The organism is Intestinibacter sp. (assembly GCF_022780145.1).
Taxonomy (GTDB): Bacteria; Bacillota; Clostridia; order Peptostreptococcales; family Peptostreptococcaceae; genus Intestinibacter.
Genome location: NZ_JALEXO010000175.1, coordinates 1 through 15,226, shown reverse-complemented (window position 1 = coordinate 15,226; position 15,226 = coordinate 1). Strand labels below are relative to the sequence as shown.

At 32.3% G+C, this 15,226-nt stretch carries 13 protein-coding genes; 11 read left to right on the top strand and 2 right to left on the bottom strand.

Features of this window, described 5'->3' with window-relative positions:
* The 6 genes from MR593_RS07000 to MR593_RS06975 all read left to right on the top strand — a co-directional run.
* A partial coding sequence (locus tag MR593_RS07000; RefSeq protein WP_290691263.1) for a nicotinamide-nucleotide amidohydrolase family protein occupies positions 1 to 801 on the top strand: 801 nt, incomplete at its 5' end.
* 2 nt (positions 802 to 803) lie between these two features.
* Positions 804 to 2,534, top strand: a complete 1,731-nt coding sequence (locus MR593_RS06995; protein WP_290691261.1) for an ABC transporter ATP-binding protein — start codon at positions 804 to 806, stop codon at positions 2,532 to 2,534.
* Between the two features lie 3 nt (positions 2,535 to 2,537).
* Complete coding sequence (locus MR593_RS06990) at positions 2,538 to 4,292, top strand: ABC transporter ATP-binding protein (RefSeq protein ID WP_290691259.1); 1,755 nt, start codon at positions 2,538 to 2,540, stop codon at positions 4,290 to 4,292.
* Between the two features lie 162 nt (positions 4,293 to 4,454).
* A complete protein-coding gene (locus MR593_RS06985) occupies positions 4,455 to 4,601 on the top strand; it encodes a hypothetical protein (RefSeq protein WP_290691256.1) in 147 nt (48 codons plus the stop codon).
* Positions 4,602 to 4,767: 166 nt separating this feature from the next.
* Positions 4,768 to 5,622: an ABC transporter permease gene (locus tag MR593_RS06980; protein ID WP_290691253.1), complete on the top strand. Its 855-nt coding sequence runs from the start codon at positions 4,768 to 4,770 to the stop codon at positions 5,620 to 5,622.
* A 301-nt stretch (positions 5,623 to 5,923) separates the two neighbouring features.
* Positions 5,924 to 7,411, top strand: coding sequence for an alanine/glycine:cation symporter family protein (locus MR593_RS06975; RefSeq protein WP_290691250.1), 1,488 nt, complete (start codon positions 5,924 to 5,926; stop codon positions 7,409 to 7,411).
* A gap of 140 nt (positions 7,412 to 7,551) precedes the next feature.
* Here the strand turns inward: MR593_RS06975 and MR593_RS06970 are convergent, their stop codons facing one another.
* Complete coding sequence (locus MR593_RS06970) at positions 7,552 to 8,139, bottom strand: zinc dependent phospholipase C family protein (RefSeq protein WP_290691247.1); 588 nt, start codon at positions 8,137 to 8,139, stop codon at positions 7,552 to 7,554.
* A gap of 137 nt (positions 8,140 to 8,276) precedes the next feature.
* On the opposite strand from MR593_RS06970, the gene MR593_RS06965 reads away from it, so the two are divergent.
* Complete coding sequence (locus MR593_RS06965) at positions 8,277 to 8,843, top strand: DJ-1 family glyoxalase III (protein WP_290691246.1); 567 nt, start codon at positions 8,277 to 8,279, stop codon at positions 8,841 to 8,843.
* 123 nt (positions 8,844 to 8,966) lie between these two features.
* Entirely contained in the window at positions 8,967 to 9,911 is a 945-nt protein-coding gene (locus MR593_RS06960) for a DMT family transporter (RefSeq protein ID WP_290691244.1), read from the top strand.
* 50 nt (positions 9,912 to 9,961) lie between these two features.
* Here the strand turns inward: MR593_RS06960 and MR593_RS06955 are convergent, their stop codons facing one another.
* Complete coding sequence (locus MR593_RS06955) at positions 9,962 to 10,903, bottom strand: TIGR01212 family radical SAM protein (protein WP_290691242.1); 942 nt, start codon at positions 10,901 to 10,903, stop codon at positions 9,962 to 9,964.
* Positions 10,904 to 11,334: 431 nt separating this feature from the next.
* Here MR593_RS06955 and fsa point away from each other — a divergent pair, with 431 nt between their 5' ends.
* The 3 genes from fsa to MR593_RS06940 all read left to right on the top strand — a co-directional run bounded on the left by fsa (position 11,335) and on the right by MR593_RS06940 (position 14,893).
* Positions 11,335 to 11,982 (top strand): fructose-6-phosphate aldolase, encoded by a 648-nt coding sequence (fsa, locus tag MR593_RS06950; RefSeq protein ID WP_290691240.1) that lies wholly within the window; start codon positions 11,335 to 11,337, stop codon positions 11,980 to 11,982.
* A gap of 63 nt (positions 11,983 to 12,045) precedes the next feature.
* Entirely contained in the window at positions 12,046 to 14,028 is a 1,983-nt protein-coding gene (gene tkt / locus MR593_RS06945; protein ID WP_290691238.1) for a transketolase, read from the top strand.
* Positions 14,029 to 14,119: 91 nt separating this feature from the next.
* On the top strand, positions 14,120 to 14,893 hold the full coding sequence (locus MR593_RS06940; RefSeq protein WP_290691236.1) for an HAD-IIB family hydrolase: 774 nt from the start codon (positions 14,120 to 14,122) through the stop codon (positions 14,891 to 14,893).
* Positions 14,894 to 15,226: the final 333 nt, after the last annotated feature.

Here is a 15,226-nt window from a genome sequence, read left to right as displayed (position 1 = left end):
GTGCTTCCAGGACCACCTAGAGAAATGGAGCCTATGTTTGAAAACTATGTAAAACCTTATTTGTCAAAATTTACAGACGAAGTAATAGAATCAGAGGTGCTTAGAATAATAGGTGTTGGTGAGTCAAAGGTCGAAAACGACATATTAGACATAATAGATACTCAAACTAATCCTACAATAGCAACTTACGCAAAGGGCTACGAATGTACGCTTAGAATTACTGCAAAGGCTAAAACTGTAGAAGAAGCTAGAGCTCTTATAAAGCCTATGTCTGATGAAATGAAGAGAAGATTTGGACAAAGTCTATATGCTACAGGAGAAACTAGCATAGAAGAGGTTGTGGCAAAATATCTTGTAGACAACGACTTAAAAATAGCTGTAGCAGAGTCTTGTACAGGAGGTCTAGTATCAGCATCACTTATAAACTATCCTGGAATATCTTCTGTATTTATGGAGGGATGTGTGACTTACTCTAATGAAGCTAAGATGAAGTCACTAGGCGTAAAACAAGAGACACTAGACGTATACGGAGCAGTCAGCAGTCAATGTGCAGAGGAAATGGCAGCTGGTGTAGCTAAAAGATACAACACAAATATAGGAATAGCGACAACTGGAATAGCAGGACCTGATGGAGGAACAGACGAAAAACCAGTAGGTCTTGTCTACTTTGGAATCTACATAAACGGAAAGGTGATTTCTAAGAAGTACATATTCAATGGAAATAGACAGGGAATAAGAGTCAGAGCTGCTAATACTATACTAAATGATTTGAGATTAGAATTACTAAATACTGAAAAATAATTATGAAAACTATCATTTCTTATATAAAACCGGAATTAAAAAGGATGATTTGGGGGCTTTCAATTAAATTTGTGGGAACTATAATGGATTTATGCATACCGTGGATACTTGCATATATGATAGACAATATAATCTCTAAAAGGGATATAAAGCAAATCTACCTTTGGGGACTTTTGATGGTAGTATGTGCGACTATCGGAGTTTTTGCAAATGTGTACGCAAATAGAAATGCTGCAGCAGTTGGAAGGGATGTAACCTGTAATTTAAGATATGATCTATATAAAAAAATAAATACTCTATCAAGTAGTCAAATAGATTATTTCACAGTACCTTCTTTGATATCTAGGTTGACTACTGATACCAACAATATACACAGGACAATTTGCATTATGCAGAGATTAGGTGTCAGAGCCCCTATTTTGCTAATAGGTGGGATTATGATAACTCTGACACTCGATCCTGTGTTGACCTTTATATTGATTCTAATAATGCCTTTTATAGCTTTTTTCATATCTTTTATATCTAAAAGAGGGGTTTCACTTTATATGAGCCTGCAAAAATCCATAGATAGCTTGGTCAGAGTCATTAGAGAAAATATCACAGGAGTCAAGGTCATAAAAGCCTTTTCTAAGGCTGATTATGAAAGAGAGAGATTTTACAGAGTAAACAAGGATGTAAGTGAAAAGGATACCACAGCGAGCATGGTTATGAGTCTAAATCAGCCTATAGTCAATATATTGTTTAATTTAGGATTAGTTTTAGTAGTTGTAGTAGGTGCTTATAGAGTTGAAAAGGGAGCGATACAGGTAGGTGTTATTGTTGCTTTTTTGAGCTATTTTACGATAATACTTACTGCTATGAAATCTGTCACCAAGCTATTTATAATGTATTTTAAGGCAGAGGCATCGGCGATTAGAGTCAGTGAAATTTTAGAGGTCGAAAAAGATTTAGATATAGAAGACGTTGATATGGGGAAAACAAATTTAAAAAATAGCTGCAAATCAGAATACCATATTCAATTTAAAAATGTCGCATTTTCGTATAATAAAAAATCAGATGCTATAAAAAATATCAGCTTTGAGATTAAAACGGGCGATTCTCTAGGAATAATAGGACCGATTGGCTCTGGAAAGAGCACTATAATCTTATTGCTGATGGGATTTTACAAAATAGATGAAGGTGAGATATTGATAAATGGAGTAAATATAGATGATATGAATAAGGCAGAGCTTAGAAATATGTTCGGTGTAGTATTCCAAAACGACTATTTATTCTCAAAATCTATCTATGAAAATATTGATTTGGGAAGGAATTTACCGGATGAAGAGATAAAAAAGGCGGCTATATCAGCTCAGGCAATGGATTTTATCGACCAAAGTGAATATGGATTTCAAAAAATCATCTCTCAAAAGGGAAATAACCTAAGTGGAGGCCAAAAACAGAGGGTTTTACTGGCGAGGGCTTTTGCGGGAAATCCCGAGATTTTGCTATTAGACGATGCATCTAGCGCTTTGGATTTTAAGACAGATATGCGTCTAAGAGAGAGTATTTTAGAAAATTACAAAGCTACAACTAAGATAATCATAGACTCTAGAATTAATTCTATAAAAAAATGCTCAAAAATAATGGTATTAGATGGAGGACAAATCGTAGGCTACGGCGACCACGAAGAGCTGCTGAAAAGCTGTCCTATGTACTTTGAAATAAACGAAATTCAAAATGGAGATTTATAAAATATGGCTAGAAATAACGACGATAGAGATACAAGATATATTCTAAAAAAAATATGGAAGTATTTATATAAATATAAATTTGCCATAATTATATCTATAATGCTGACATTTATATCAAATGCATTTTCTTTGGTTGGCCCTATGCTATCTGGATATGCGATTGAGGTAATAGAATACGGAAGGGGAAACATAGATTTTTCTAAGATCTTTTACTACGGATTTTTGATGGCTTTATTTTATGTGGCTTCGTCGATTTTATCGTATATAATTTCGATTATAATGGTAAAAACAGCTAGAAATGTGGTTTATTCGCTTAGAAAAGACGCCTTTGAGACTATTTTAAATCTACCTGTCAGCTACTTTGATAAAAATTCCGTGGGAGATATTTTGAGCAAGTTGACCTACGACATAGATACTATGGGCTCTACGCTTTCTACTGATTTAGTAAATATATTGACTAGTGTGGTCACATTAGTCGGCTCATTTTTTATGATGTTTGCAATATCTAAAAAATTAGTCTTGATATTTTTTATTACTATACCTATGTCAGTTATGGCGACTAAATATATAACTAAGAGGACTAGACCTCTTTTTAGAAAAAGAGCTAAAAAAATAGGAGATCTAAATGGTTTTGTAGAGGAGCATATAAGCGGAATAAAGGTCATAAAAGCGTACAACAAAGAGGCTAAGGCATTAGACGACTTCCAAAAGGTAAATAAAGATGCAGTAGATGCTTATTACAATGCAGAGTACTATGGAAGCATGACTATGGCGCTTATGACTTTTATAAACAATTTATCTCTTGCATGTATAAGTACAGTAGGCTCTATTTTGTATTTGATGAATCAGATGACGCTAGGTCAGATATCTTCATTTGTGCTTTATTCTAGAAAATTTTCAGGACCGATTAGAGAGATTTCAAATCTAATTGCGGATATGCAGTCGGCGTTTGCAGCTAGCGAGAGGGTATTTAAATTCATAGATGAAAATCGCGAAGAAAAGGACAAAATAGATGCAGAGGATTTAAAAAATATAGGTGGAAAGGTAGATATGAAAAATGTTACCTTCAGCTACGATTTAAATGAAAAGGTGCTTGAAGATTTAAACATAAATGCAAAGCCGAATACAGTAGTTGCTATAGTAGGTCCTACAGGCTCGGGAAAGACTACTATAATAAATTTACTTATGAAGTTTTATAATAGAGACAAAGGTGAAATATCTGTAGACGACAAAAGTATAGACGATATAAAGATAAAGAGCATCAGAGGTGCTTATGCGATGGTGCTTCAAGAAACATGGCTGTTTGAGGGAACTATTTACGAAAATATAGCCTATGGAAATGAAAATGCGACACTAGATGATGTAAAGAGAGTCGCAAAGCTCGCCAAAATAGACGACTTCATAGAAAAGCTTCCAGACGGATACAACACGATGATAAGTGGAAATGGGGATAATATATCTAAAGGTCAAAAGCAGCTTCTAAACATAGCTAGAGCCATGCTTACAGATGCTAAAATGCTTATACTAGACGAGGCGACATCCAATATAGACTCAAAGACAGAGGTTCAAATCCAAAATGCATTATTAGAGGTTATGAAGGGAAGAACCTGCTTTATAATCGCTCATAGACTTTCAACTATAAAAAATGCCGATCAAATACTAGTTTTAAACGGCGGTAAAATAGTAGAAAAGGGAAATCACAGAGAACTACTTGAAAAAGACGGTTTTTACGCGAATTTATTCAAATCGCAGTTTTAAAATTCAATAAACATAGATACATACTAAAGCATTTTGACTTTATATTTTGTATCTTACCTATCTATTTATGCAAGTGACCTAAAAGTCACTTGTTTTTATTTTATTTGAGAATATAATTTTATTAAGAAAATAAAAATTCCTAAATAGGAAGGAGGAGCAAGTTTGAAATTAACAATAGAGCAATCATCGGATAATAAAGAGATAGAAATAAATATAAAGTGCGGTCAAGTAATAGATGAGAGATTACAGAAGCTAATCGATCAAATAAGACTTTATTCGTTTTCAATAATAGGATTTAAATTCAAATAATTATAATTTCTCAGTAGAAAATAACGATATAATTTTAAATCTAAACACAACGTTAGACAGCATAAAAATAATAGACGACTGCAGAGATTATATAGATTCATTTGAAGTGATAAAGGGAAGCATGGACGATGTATTTTTAGGTATTACAGGAAGGGAGATAAGATAGATGTTAGCTTTTGCAAATAGAAATTTAAAGGTATTTTTCAGAGATAAAACAGCAGTATTTTTTTCACTACTTGCAGTATTTATAGTTTTAGGATTGTATGTATTATTTTTAGGAGATGTATGGACAGAGTCTTTACAAAATATAAAAGAAGCAAAGCAGCTCATGAACTGCTGGATCATAGCTGGACTTATAGGGGTTACATCGGTCACAGCTAATATGGGCGCATTTGGAATAATGGTAGAGGATAAATCTAAAAACAAGATGAAAGACTTTACAGTTTCTCCTATGAAGAATTTTAAACTAATAGGAGGATATATACTTAGCTCTTTTGTAGTTGGCAGCATAATGTCAGTGGTCGCATTAGCTATTTCACAAGCTTATTTAATATATAGTGGTGCAGAATCATTGACATTAAATCAGCTTGTAGAGGTATTTTTAGTGATACTAGTAACTACACTTTCAAACAGCGCGATGGTATTGTTTATAGTTTCTCTATTCAATAGCGAAAAGGCATTTTCAACTGCAAGTACAATAATGGGTACACTTATAGGATTTATAACAGGAATATACCTTCCAATATCAATGCTTCCAGAGTCAGTACAAACTGTAGTTAAATTATTCCCAACTTCACACGGAATAAGCATACTTAGACAGATATTTATGGAAAGACAGATGGAGGTTTCATTTTCAAATATACCTACAAGTTATATAGATGAGTTCAAGGAAAGTATGGGTGTAGTCTACTATTTAAACGATAAATTAGTATCAAATACAACTAGCGTAATGATACTAATCGGTTCAGCGATTATATTCTTTTTATTGGCAATATTCATAATGTCAAAAAAGAAAAGGTAATTTAATAATTTTAAAATGAAGACTTTTTTACAATAATAAAATAACTTAACAATAAAATATAATAATTTGGCGAAAAGGATGAGTTTATATGAATGGACTTGTCTTTTTTTGTAGCAAAATACAGAATATTTGGAAAAACGTTTAAATTTTTTTAACAAGGGTTAATTTTTTCTTACTAGATTATAACAAAGCTCTAACACTAGTCTATATAAAAAAATATACAATTAAATTAATAAAAATATAAATAAAAATTTATATTAAATTAAATTTAGCCATTAAAAAACAGAAAGGGAGGGATATTATGGAGAATATAATTAATGTTGTAAACAGCATTGTATGGAGTAACTGGCTAGTTGGACTTTGTTTTATTTCAGGGATTTATTTTAGTATAAGGACTAGATTTTCACAAATTAGGAATCTTAAAGAAATGGTAGGACTTTTACTTGGTGGAGAAAAATCTGAACAAGGGATATCATCTTTCCAAGGATTTTGTACAGCGCTTGCAGGTCGTATAGGTACAGGTAATATAGCAGGGGTTGCAACTGCAATTGCATGGGGTGGTCCCGGAGCACTATTTTGGATGTGGGCAATCGCTTTCTTAGGAGCAGGATCTGCTTTTGCAGAATCTACTCTAGGCCAGCTTTATAAAGAAGAGCACGACGGCGAATACCGTGGGGGACCTGCCTACTACATCGAAAAAGGTCTTGGAAGCACGAAGTTTTCAAAGGCATATGCTACATTATTTGCAATAGTTACAGTTATAGCAATTGGGATACTTCTTCCAGGAGTACAGTCAAACTCTATAGCAGTATCTATACAAAATGGATTTGGAATAAGTGTAAATATTACAGCTGTGGCTTTAGTTATTTTAACAGGTATAGTTATATTTGGTGGGATTAAGAGAATTGGTTCTGCCGCTGAATTTATAGTTCCATTTATGGGTGGCGCTTATATATTGATGGCAGTAGTTATAATAATTGCCAATATAGGTGATTTACCAAGGGTTCTTGCCTTGATATTTAAGTCTGCATTTGGAGCAGAGGCGAGCTTCGGTGGAATATTAGGTTCTACTATCGCATGGGGTGTAAAACGTGGTGTTTACTCAAATGAAGCTGGTCAAGGTACTGGACCACAGGCATCATCTGCAGCAGAGGTTTCTCATCCAGCTAAGCAAGGTTTTGTTCAAGCATTTTCAGTTTATGTAGATACATTATTTGTATGCTCTGCAACTGGATTTATGATTCTTATGACAGGTTGCTATAATACTTACAATGAACATACACAAAATGTTATGGTTCAAAATATGCCACAATATGGAATACCTGATATAGGTCCTGTTTACACTCAAGACGCTATAAATACGTTGATACCAGGATTTGGTGGAGCTTTCGTAGCAATAGCACTTTTCTTCTTTGCATTTACTACATTGATGGCTTATTACTATATAGCAGAGGTTAACTTGACTTATCTAGTTAAAAAATTTACTGGAGGAAAATCTAGTAAATTATCTATAAATTGTTTGAGAATAGTTCTATTGGGAATGACTGCATTTGGTTGTGTCAAGTCTGCAGGTCTTGCGTGGACTATGGGTGATATAGGAGTCGGTATGATGGCATGGTTAAACTTAATCGCCATACTGATACTATCTAAGACAGTTTTCATTTGCTTCAATGATTATGAGGCGCAAATGAAGGCTGGAGTTCCTAGAGATGAAATAAGCTTCGATCCTATCAAGCTGGGAATAAAGGGAGCAGATTTCTGGGAACAAAGAAGTTCTAACAAAGCGTAATAGGATAAAACTCTTTCTAATATATTTTTGGGTCTCTTAATATTTAGGAGACCTTATTTTTTTAATAAAAATAAAAACTGGATGTAAAATTTAACATCCAGTTCATACTTTTCTATTAATATAATTTTGTGTTAGACTTACTAGCTACATATTTGTAGTGAGTAAGATTTGACAGTGTTTTCTAATATACAATCTAGTATATAGTTGACTACACTATTGCACATATATGTTGAAAAGAATAGATCGTTTTTAAAATCTTCTTTTTTAACGTATTGTCTATATAGTCTATTAAAAAATTCTTCTACACCAATATGATTAATTGGAGTTCTTTCAAGTTTATCGAAATTAGTTTCTTTAGTAACTATTTGAAGATCTCTTTCGTATATTACGTGTTTTTTGAAGCTATGAGAGAATTCCCAGCGTTGACTATGTGGTACGCAAAAGAAATCACATAGAAAATGGCATATAACACCTAATTCTTGGCTAAATTTACTCACAGAAAAATATTTTTCGATAAAGTCTAAAGATAAATTACAAAGAGATTTTATTTTATTTATAATCATGTCAAAAGATTCCTTTAAATAATGTTTATGTAAAACATATTTAGAAGTCATGTCAGGTTTGATGTTGCCGTAGATAAAGTTTTTTTCACTTAGGAAAAAAGATTTATTAGGATCTAAGTTTTCTATTAGAGCCTGCGAAATTGTTAAATGTGTATTTAAAATCATTAATTGCACCTTCCATATAATAATTATATAATTAAGTTATAGTTTAAGTTTTTACTTAACTCTATTCTATAATACCAATAAAAAAAAATTTTTACAACTAGAATTTAGTTGTATTAAATGTAAAGGAGATTTTAATTATGAAAAAAGTATTAGTCTTTTTAGCTGATGGGTTTGAAGAAATAGAAGCTCTATCAGTTGTAGATGTTATGAGAAGAGCAGGTGTAAAATGTGATTTATGTTCTATAAAGGATGAATATGTTAGAGGAACACACGATATAATAATAAAATCAGATTGTATAATAGACGATGTAAATCAAGATGAATACGATGCAGTAGTTTTACCAGGTGGACTTCCAGGTGCTGACAATCTACTTGATGAAAGAGTAAAAAACATGGCTATCAAGCTAGCAGGTGAAGGAAAAATAGTTGCAGCTATATGTGCGGCTCCTCAAACTTTAGAAGCTTTCGGTCTATTAGAAGACAAAAAATGCACATCTTATCCAGGATTTATAAAGGGCAGAGATAAGGTAAATTACTTAGAAAATCAATTAGTAGTTGTAGACCAAAATATAATAACTAGTAGAGGTCCGGCTACAGCATTAGAATTTGGATTTAGAATACTAGAAGAGCTAGGATATGAAGATAAAGCAAAATCTATAAAAGAAGATATGCTAGTCGATTTCTATGTAGATTGTATAAAATAACAAATTTTTAATAAAACTTTATATAAAAGCTGATACAATTAGAGTGTAAATATTTTACACTCTAATTTATTTTAGGTGGATTTAGCGGATATTTGGATAAGGTATTATTTGGAGGCGTTTTTTATGAAAACAAAAATAGGGTATGTTTATATTTTGATGGCTGGAATATTTTGGTCTACTCTTGGGTTTCTAGTAAGTAAGATCAGCAGTTATAATTTTGACTCGTCAGAAATTGGTTTTTTTAGGATGGTAGGCGGATTTATAATAATCACTATTTATGGAAAGCTGACAATGCCTACGATGTTTAAAATAACTAAAAAAGGCATTTTATATGTACTTGGTATAGCTGTATTCTGTCAATTTATATTTAATATAGCTTATATGAATTCTATTTGTATGGTGGGTGCATCTATGGCGGCGGTTTTACTATATGTATCCCCTTTATTTGTGGCAATATTTTCTAGAATTCTTTATAAGGAAAAAATTAATAAAATTAAGATTATATCTCTTGCTTTCTGTGTAATAGGAGCTTTTTTAGCAGTGACAGGAGGTTCAATTGAAATAAAAAAATTAAATTTGTTAGGAATTTTTGCGGGAATAATGGCTGCTATAACTTATGCAATGCTTCCTATGTTTAATAAAAAGGCATTGAAGGAAATGGATAATATAACTATGAGCTGTTATGCATTTTTAATAGCTGCGATTTTAATGTGTTTTAGAATTAATCCAGTTCAAACTATTTCTAAAATAGATAATATAGGTGTTTTTATTTGTATAGTGGCTATAGGAATCATACCTAGTGCAATGGCTTATATAGTCTATTCTATGGGAATAGCAAAAAATGTTGAACTATCTATTGCAGGTGTTGTAGCATCTGTTGAATTAGTTTTTTCTGTTATAATAGGGTGGACATTGCTTGGAGAGGACTTTTCTATTATAAAATTAGTAGGATTGTTATTCATGATTGTATCGACATTTATTGCGGTAAAGGCGATTGAACCTATAGATTATCAAGGTGAAGTTAATGCTTGTGAAAAAATAGGTGTTGCAGTAGATAAGGATAAATAGAGATTTTAAATAGGGAAGCTAGACTTATATTTCAAGCAGCTTCCCTATTATTATTTGTTGTAGTAAATTCCTTGGTAAGAATCCCTTTCTTTTAGGGTTTTATCTATATCGTTTAAAACCTCCCATTTTTTTAGGCTCCACATAGGTCCTATTAGCTCGTCTCTTTTTCCGTCTCCTGTAAGTCTGTGAATTACCATCTCAGGTGGAAGGATTTCTAGTTGATCGCAAACTAGATTTATATAGTCGTCTCTATCCATAAGTTCAAATTCATTTCGTGCTAGAGATTTTGCAAGTGCAGTATTTTTTATTACGTGTAATAGATGGATTTTCACACCATGTACGTTCATATCGGCAACTGCCTTGGCCGTTTCCATCATCATGTTGTAGTCCTCTCCAGGAAGACCATTTATAATGTGTACAACTACCTTTATATTTCTGTCTTGTAATTTTTTCAACCCTTCTAAAAATGCTTTGTAGTCGTGGCCGCGGTTTATTATTTTAGATGTTTTGTCATGTATAGTTTGAAGACCTAATTCAACCCATAGATTAGTTCTCTTATTTAATTCGTCTAAATAATCTACCACATCGTCTTCTAAGCAGTCAGGTCTTGTTGAAATCGAAAGACCTATTACATTTTCAAAAGTCAGCGCTTCTTCGTATTTTTGCTTTAGTACCTCTAGTGGAGCGTATGTATTTGTATACGCTTGGAAATAAGCGATATATTTAGCATGAGGCCATTTTTTATGCATCATTGCTTTTATTTCATCAAATTGCTCGCTCAGAGGTTCTGCTGGATTTCCTGCAAAATCACCAGAACCACTATTGCTGCAGTAGGTACACCCGCCTCTTGATATTTTTCCATCTAAATTTGGACAAGTAAAGCCTGCATTTAGAGAGACCTTAAATATTTTTTCTCCAAAATTATTTCTAAGGTAGTAGTTCCATGTGTGGTATCTTTTATTATCATCAAATGCATATTTAAATTTTGCCATCTTAAATCACCTTTTTCATAAATATTATTTAATTATATTAACATAAAAATTTTATAATTCATAGGTAATTATATTTTTCCACATCAAAGAGGAAATTAAATGACTATATATAAAATCTAAAATTATATATAATAAAATTACAATAAAGAAAGATGAGATTGTAATATAAGGGAGATAAAAAAATATTTTATTTTACAAAAGTGCTATATTTTTACAAATGTAAAAGTAAAATTACTATTAAATATTTATAAAACGGTAATTTTTACGAAACGTTTTCCTTGTTTACATATTTCGACTTTTTCTGAAAATTCAGATGTAAAAATAAAATTTATATCATATTTTATAAAAAAAACTATTATATTTTTGTAGCAATTCAAATAATACATGTTATAATAAATATGAGATATGAAAACGTTAAGGAGGATTAAAACATGAGATTTTTTTTAGACACAGCTAATATTGATGAAATTAAAGAAGTAAACGATATGGGAGTTATAAGTGGAGTTACAACTAACCCATCTTTAATAGCTAAAGAAGGTAGAGATTTTAAAGAAACTATAAAGGAAATTGCATCAATAGTTGATGGACCAATAAGTGGAGAAGTTAATAGCGATGATGCTGAAGGTATGATAAAAGAAGGTCGTGAAATAGCAGCAATTCATCCAAATATGGTAGTAAAAATACCAATGACAGCAGAAGGTTTAAAAGCAGTAAAGGTTTTAAATAAAGAAGGAATAAAAACTAACGTAACATTAGTATTCTCAGCAACTCAAGCATTACTTGCTGCAAGAGCTGGAGCTACATATGTATCACCATTCTTAGGTAGATTAGACGATATATCTACACCAGGTATGGATTTAATAAGAACTATAGCTGAAATATTTGCAGTTCACGATATAGATACTCAAATAATAGCAGCTAGTGTTAGAAATCCAATCCATGTTATAGATGCAGCACTTGCTGGAGCTGATATAGCAACTGTTCCAACAAAAGTTGTAAACCAAATGTTAAAACATCCATTAACAGATCAAGGTATAGAAAAATTTAAAAAAGATTGGGAAGCTACTTTCGGAAAATAAAAATAAATAAAAAAAGTCAACTAGGTTTTATCACAACGTTTTAAAAATAAATGGAGGAAATATATGAACAATTTAGATGTAAAATGCATAAATGCAATAAGAGTACTAGCTGGAGATGCTATACAAAAAGCTAACTCAGGACATCCAGGTTTACCACTTGGTTCTGCTAGTATGGCGTACACTTTATGGACAAAGATGAACCACAATGGAAAAAATCCTGACTGGAAAAATAGAGATAGATTTGTATTATCAGCAGGTCATGGATCAATGCTTGAATACGCATTACTACACTTATTCGGATATGGAATAACTGTAGATGATATAAAAGAATTTAGACAATGGGGAAGTAAAACTCCAGGACATCCAGAATATGGTCACACTAAAGGTGTAGAAATAACTACAGGACCTTTAGGACAAGGTATCTGTAATGCTGTAGGTTTTGCTATAGCTGAAGCAAAACTTGCTGACAAATTTAACAGAGATGGATTCAATGTAGTAGACCACTATACATATGCAATAACTGGTGATGGGTGCTTAATGGAAGGTGTTTCTTCTGAAGCTTCTTCACTTGCAGGTACATTAGGACTTGGAAAATTAATATTACTTTACGATTCAAACAACATAACTATAGAAGGAAATACAGACGTAGCATTTACAGAAGACGTTGCTAAACGTTATGAAGCTTACGGATGGCAAGTGTTAAAAGTAGAAGACGGAAATGATATAGAAGCTATAGCAAAAGCTATAGATGAAGCTAAAGCAGAAACTAATAAACCTTCTATAATAATAGTAAAAACTCAAATAGGATATGGTTGTCCAGCTAAACAAGGTTCTGCTAAAGCTCACGGTGAACCACTAGGTGAAGACAACATAAAAGAAATGAAAGAATTAATGGGATGGGAAGCTGAACCATTCTTCGTACCACAAGATGTTTACGACAACATGAAACAATATATAGCTAAAGGTGAAAAAGCTGAAGCAGAATGGAATGAATTATTCGCTAAATACGAAGAAGCTTACCCAGAATTAGCTGCTGAATATAAAAAATGGCATGAATTAGACGTAACTGATGAATTATTAAACAACGAAGACTTCTGGAAATTTGAAAAAGGATGCGCTACTAGACAAGCATCAGGAGATGTTTTAAATAGATTAACTGCATTCATACCAAACTTAATGGGTGGATCTGCTGACTTAGCACCATCTAATAAGAGTGATATGAAAAACACTGGATTCTTCTCTAAAGAAGACAGAAGCGGACAAAATATACACTTCGGTGTAAGAGAACACGCAATGGCTGCTATAACTAATGCAATAGCTGCTCACGGTGGACTTAAAGCTTATTGTGCAACATTCTTCGTATTCAGTGATTACATGAAGGGTGCAATGAGACTATCTGCTCTAATGAACTTACCTGTAACTTACATATTAACTCATGATAGTATAGGTGTTGGAGAAGATGGACCTACTCATCAACCAATCGAACAATTAGCTGCACTTAGAAGTTTACCAAACATGACAGTATTCAGACCAGCTGATCCAAATGAAACAGCTGCTGGTTGGTTCTATGCAGTAACTAATAAAACTACACCAACTTCATTAGTTTTAACTAGACAAGGATTACCACTATACGATATAGACGGAAGAGAAGCTTTAAAAGGAGCTTATATATTAAAAGATTCTAAGAAAGATACTCCTGACGTAATACTTATGGCATCAGGATCTGAAGTAGAATTAATATTTAATGCTGCTGATGAATTAGCTAATAAAGGCGTTGACGCTAGAGTAGTAAGTATGCCTTCATTTGAATTATTCGAAGCTCAAGACGAAGCTTACAAAGAAAGTGTACTTCCAAAGGCTGTAAGAAACAGAGTGGCTGTAGAAGCTGCATCTTCTTTCGGATGGCATAAATACGTTGGTTTAGATGGTGCTATAATATCTCTAGATCACTTTGGAGCATCTGCACCAGCAGGAACTTTATTCAAAGAATTTGGATTTACAGTAGAAAATGTAGTTGAAACTGCTTTAAAGGTTGTAGGAAAATAATAATCAAAAAATATTAAATATATAAGTAGACTTGGATTTTATCCAGGTCTATTTTTTCTAAATAAAGATAAGATGGGAGATAATTGATACTATGAAAAAGAAGTATTTTTTCTTTGATATAGATGGGACACTTACAGACAGAACTACAAATGAAATAGTTCCATCGGCAAAGGTAGCTGTAAAAAAATTACAAGAAGCGGGCCATTTTGTATGTATAAATACAGGAAGAGCACACTATAAGGCAGAAAAACCGAGATTAGAATTTGGGTTTGACAACATGGTCTGCAGTGGAGGAAATGGAATTGTAATAAACGGCGAGTTAATTCAAAATACTCCTCTAGATAGAGAAAGCTGTATAGCTGTTTTAGACGAAGCCAAGGAAAAGGGAATAGGATATTTAATAGCTATAAACGATTCAATAGAGGTTTACTCAGATAATGACTTATTTAGAAAACAAGTAGGTGAGAGACAAGAGCCGACGACTTATTTTATTGATGAAAACTTCGACTACAATAAAGTTGAGGATTTTTATAAATTATATCTATCTTTAGATGAAGAAGCTGAAAAGAATTTTAAATCAATAGAACTGTTGGGTCATCTTCGTTTTGTAAAAGAATATCTTATATTTCAACCAGATAACAAAAAAGGCGGTATACTTAAGATGATGGAAATTTTAAATGGAAATATAGAGGATATAGTTGTATTTGGCGATGACTACAATGACTTAGATATGTTTGACAGCAGATGGACATGTGTCGCTATGGGAAATGCCTGCGATGCTTTGAAGGAGAAGGCTACTTATGTCGCTGATAGAAATGTCGATGACGGTATTTATAAGATTTGTAGTGAGATGAATTGGTTTTAATGAAATGCCCTGTATAGATTTTGGTCTATATAGGGCATTTTTTGATAGTATTACATCCTTTTAATTGAATATTTTTACTAGAATTTTATCATAGATTTTTTAAAAAGCAATAATATGTTTTAAAATATCAAAATGGCATGAATTTTGGGGAGATAAATGGAAAAAAATAGTATAAAATAATAATAAGAGGTATCAAAATATTTAATTAAAATTAAGTATTTTTTATCAATAGTTAAAACAAGTGGGGGAAAACAAATATGGATGTAAAAAGTAAATACCAAAAAATTTTTAAAGATTGTATATCTATTATGGAAAAATACGGTATAGATACAA

Coding starts and splice junctions, on each gene's coding strand:
- MR593_RS06975 (WP_290691250.1), top strand. CDS start 5,924: ATGGAGAATATAATTAATGTTGTAAACAGCATTGTATGGAGTAACTGG.
- tkt (WP_290691238.1), top strand. CDS start 12,046: ATGAACAATTTAGATGTAAAATGCATAAATGCAATAAGAGTACTAGCT.
- MR593_RS06940 (WP_290691236.1), top strand. CDS start 14,120: ATGAAAAAGAAGTATTTTTTCTTTGATATAGATGGGACACTTACAGAC.
- MR593_RS06955 (WP_290691242.1), bottom strand. CDS start 10,903: ATGGCAAAATTTAAATATGCATTTGATGATAATAAAAGATACCACACA.
- MR593_RS06970 (WP_290691247.1), bottom strand. CDS start 8,139: ATGATTTTAAATACACATTTAACAATTTCGCAGGCTCTAATAGAAAAC.
- MR593_RS06995 (WP_290691261.1), top strand. CDS start 804: ATGAAAACTATCATTTCTTATATAAAACCGGAATTAAAAAGGATGATT.
- fsa (WP_290691240.1), top strand. CDS start 11,335: ATGAGATTTTTTTTAGACACAGCTAATATTGATGAAATTAAAGAAGTA.
- MR593_RS06965 (WP_290691246.1), top strand. CDS start 8,277: ATGAAAAAAGTATTAGTCTTTTTAGCTGATGGGTTTGAAGAAATAGAA.
- MR593_RS06980 (WP_290691253.1), top strand. CDS start 4,768: ATGTTAGCTTTTGCAAATAGAAATTTAAAGGTATTTTTCAGAGATAAA.
- MR593_RS06990 (WP_290691259.1), top strand. CDS start 2,538: ATGGCTAGAAATAACGACGATAGAGATACAAGATATATTCTAAAAAAA.
- MR593_RS06960 (WP_290691244.1), top strand. CDS start 8,967: ATGAAAACAAAAATAGGGTATGTTTATATTTTGATGGCTGGAATATTT.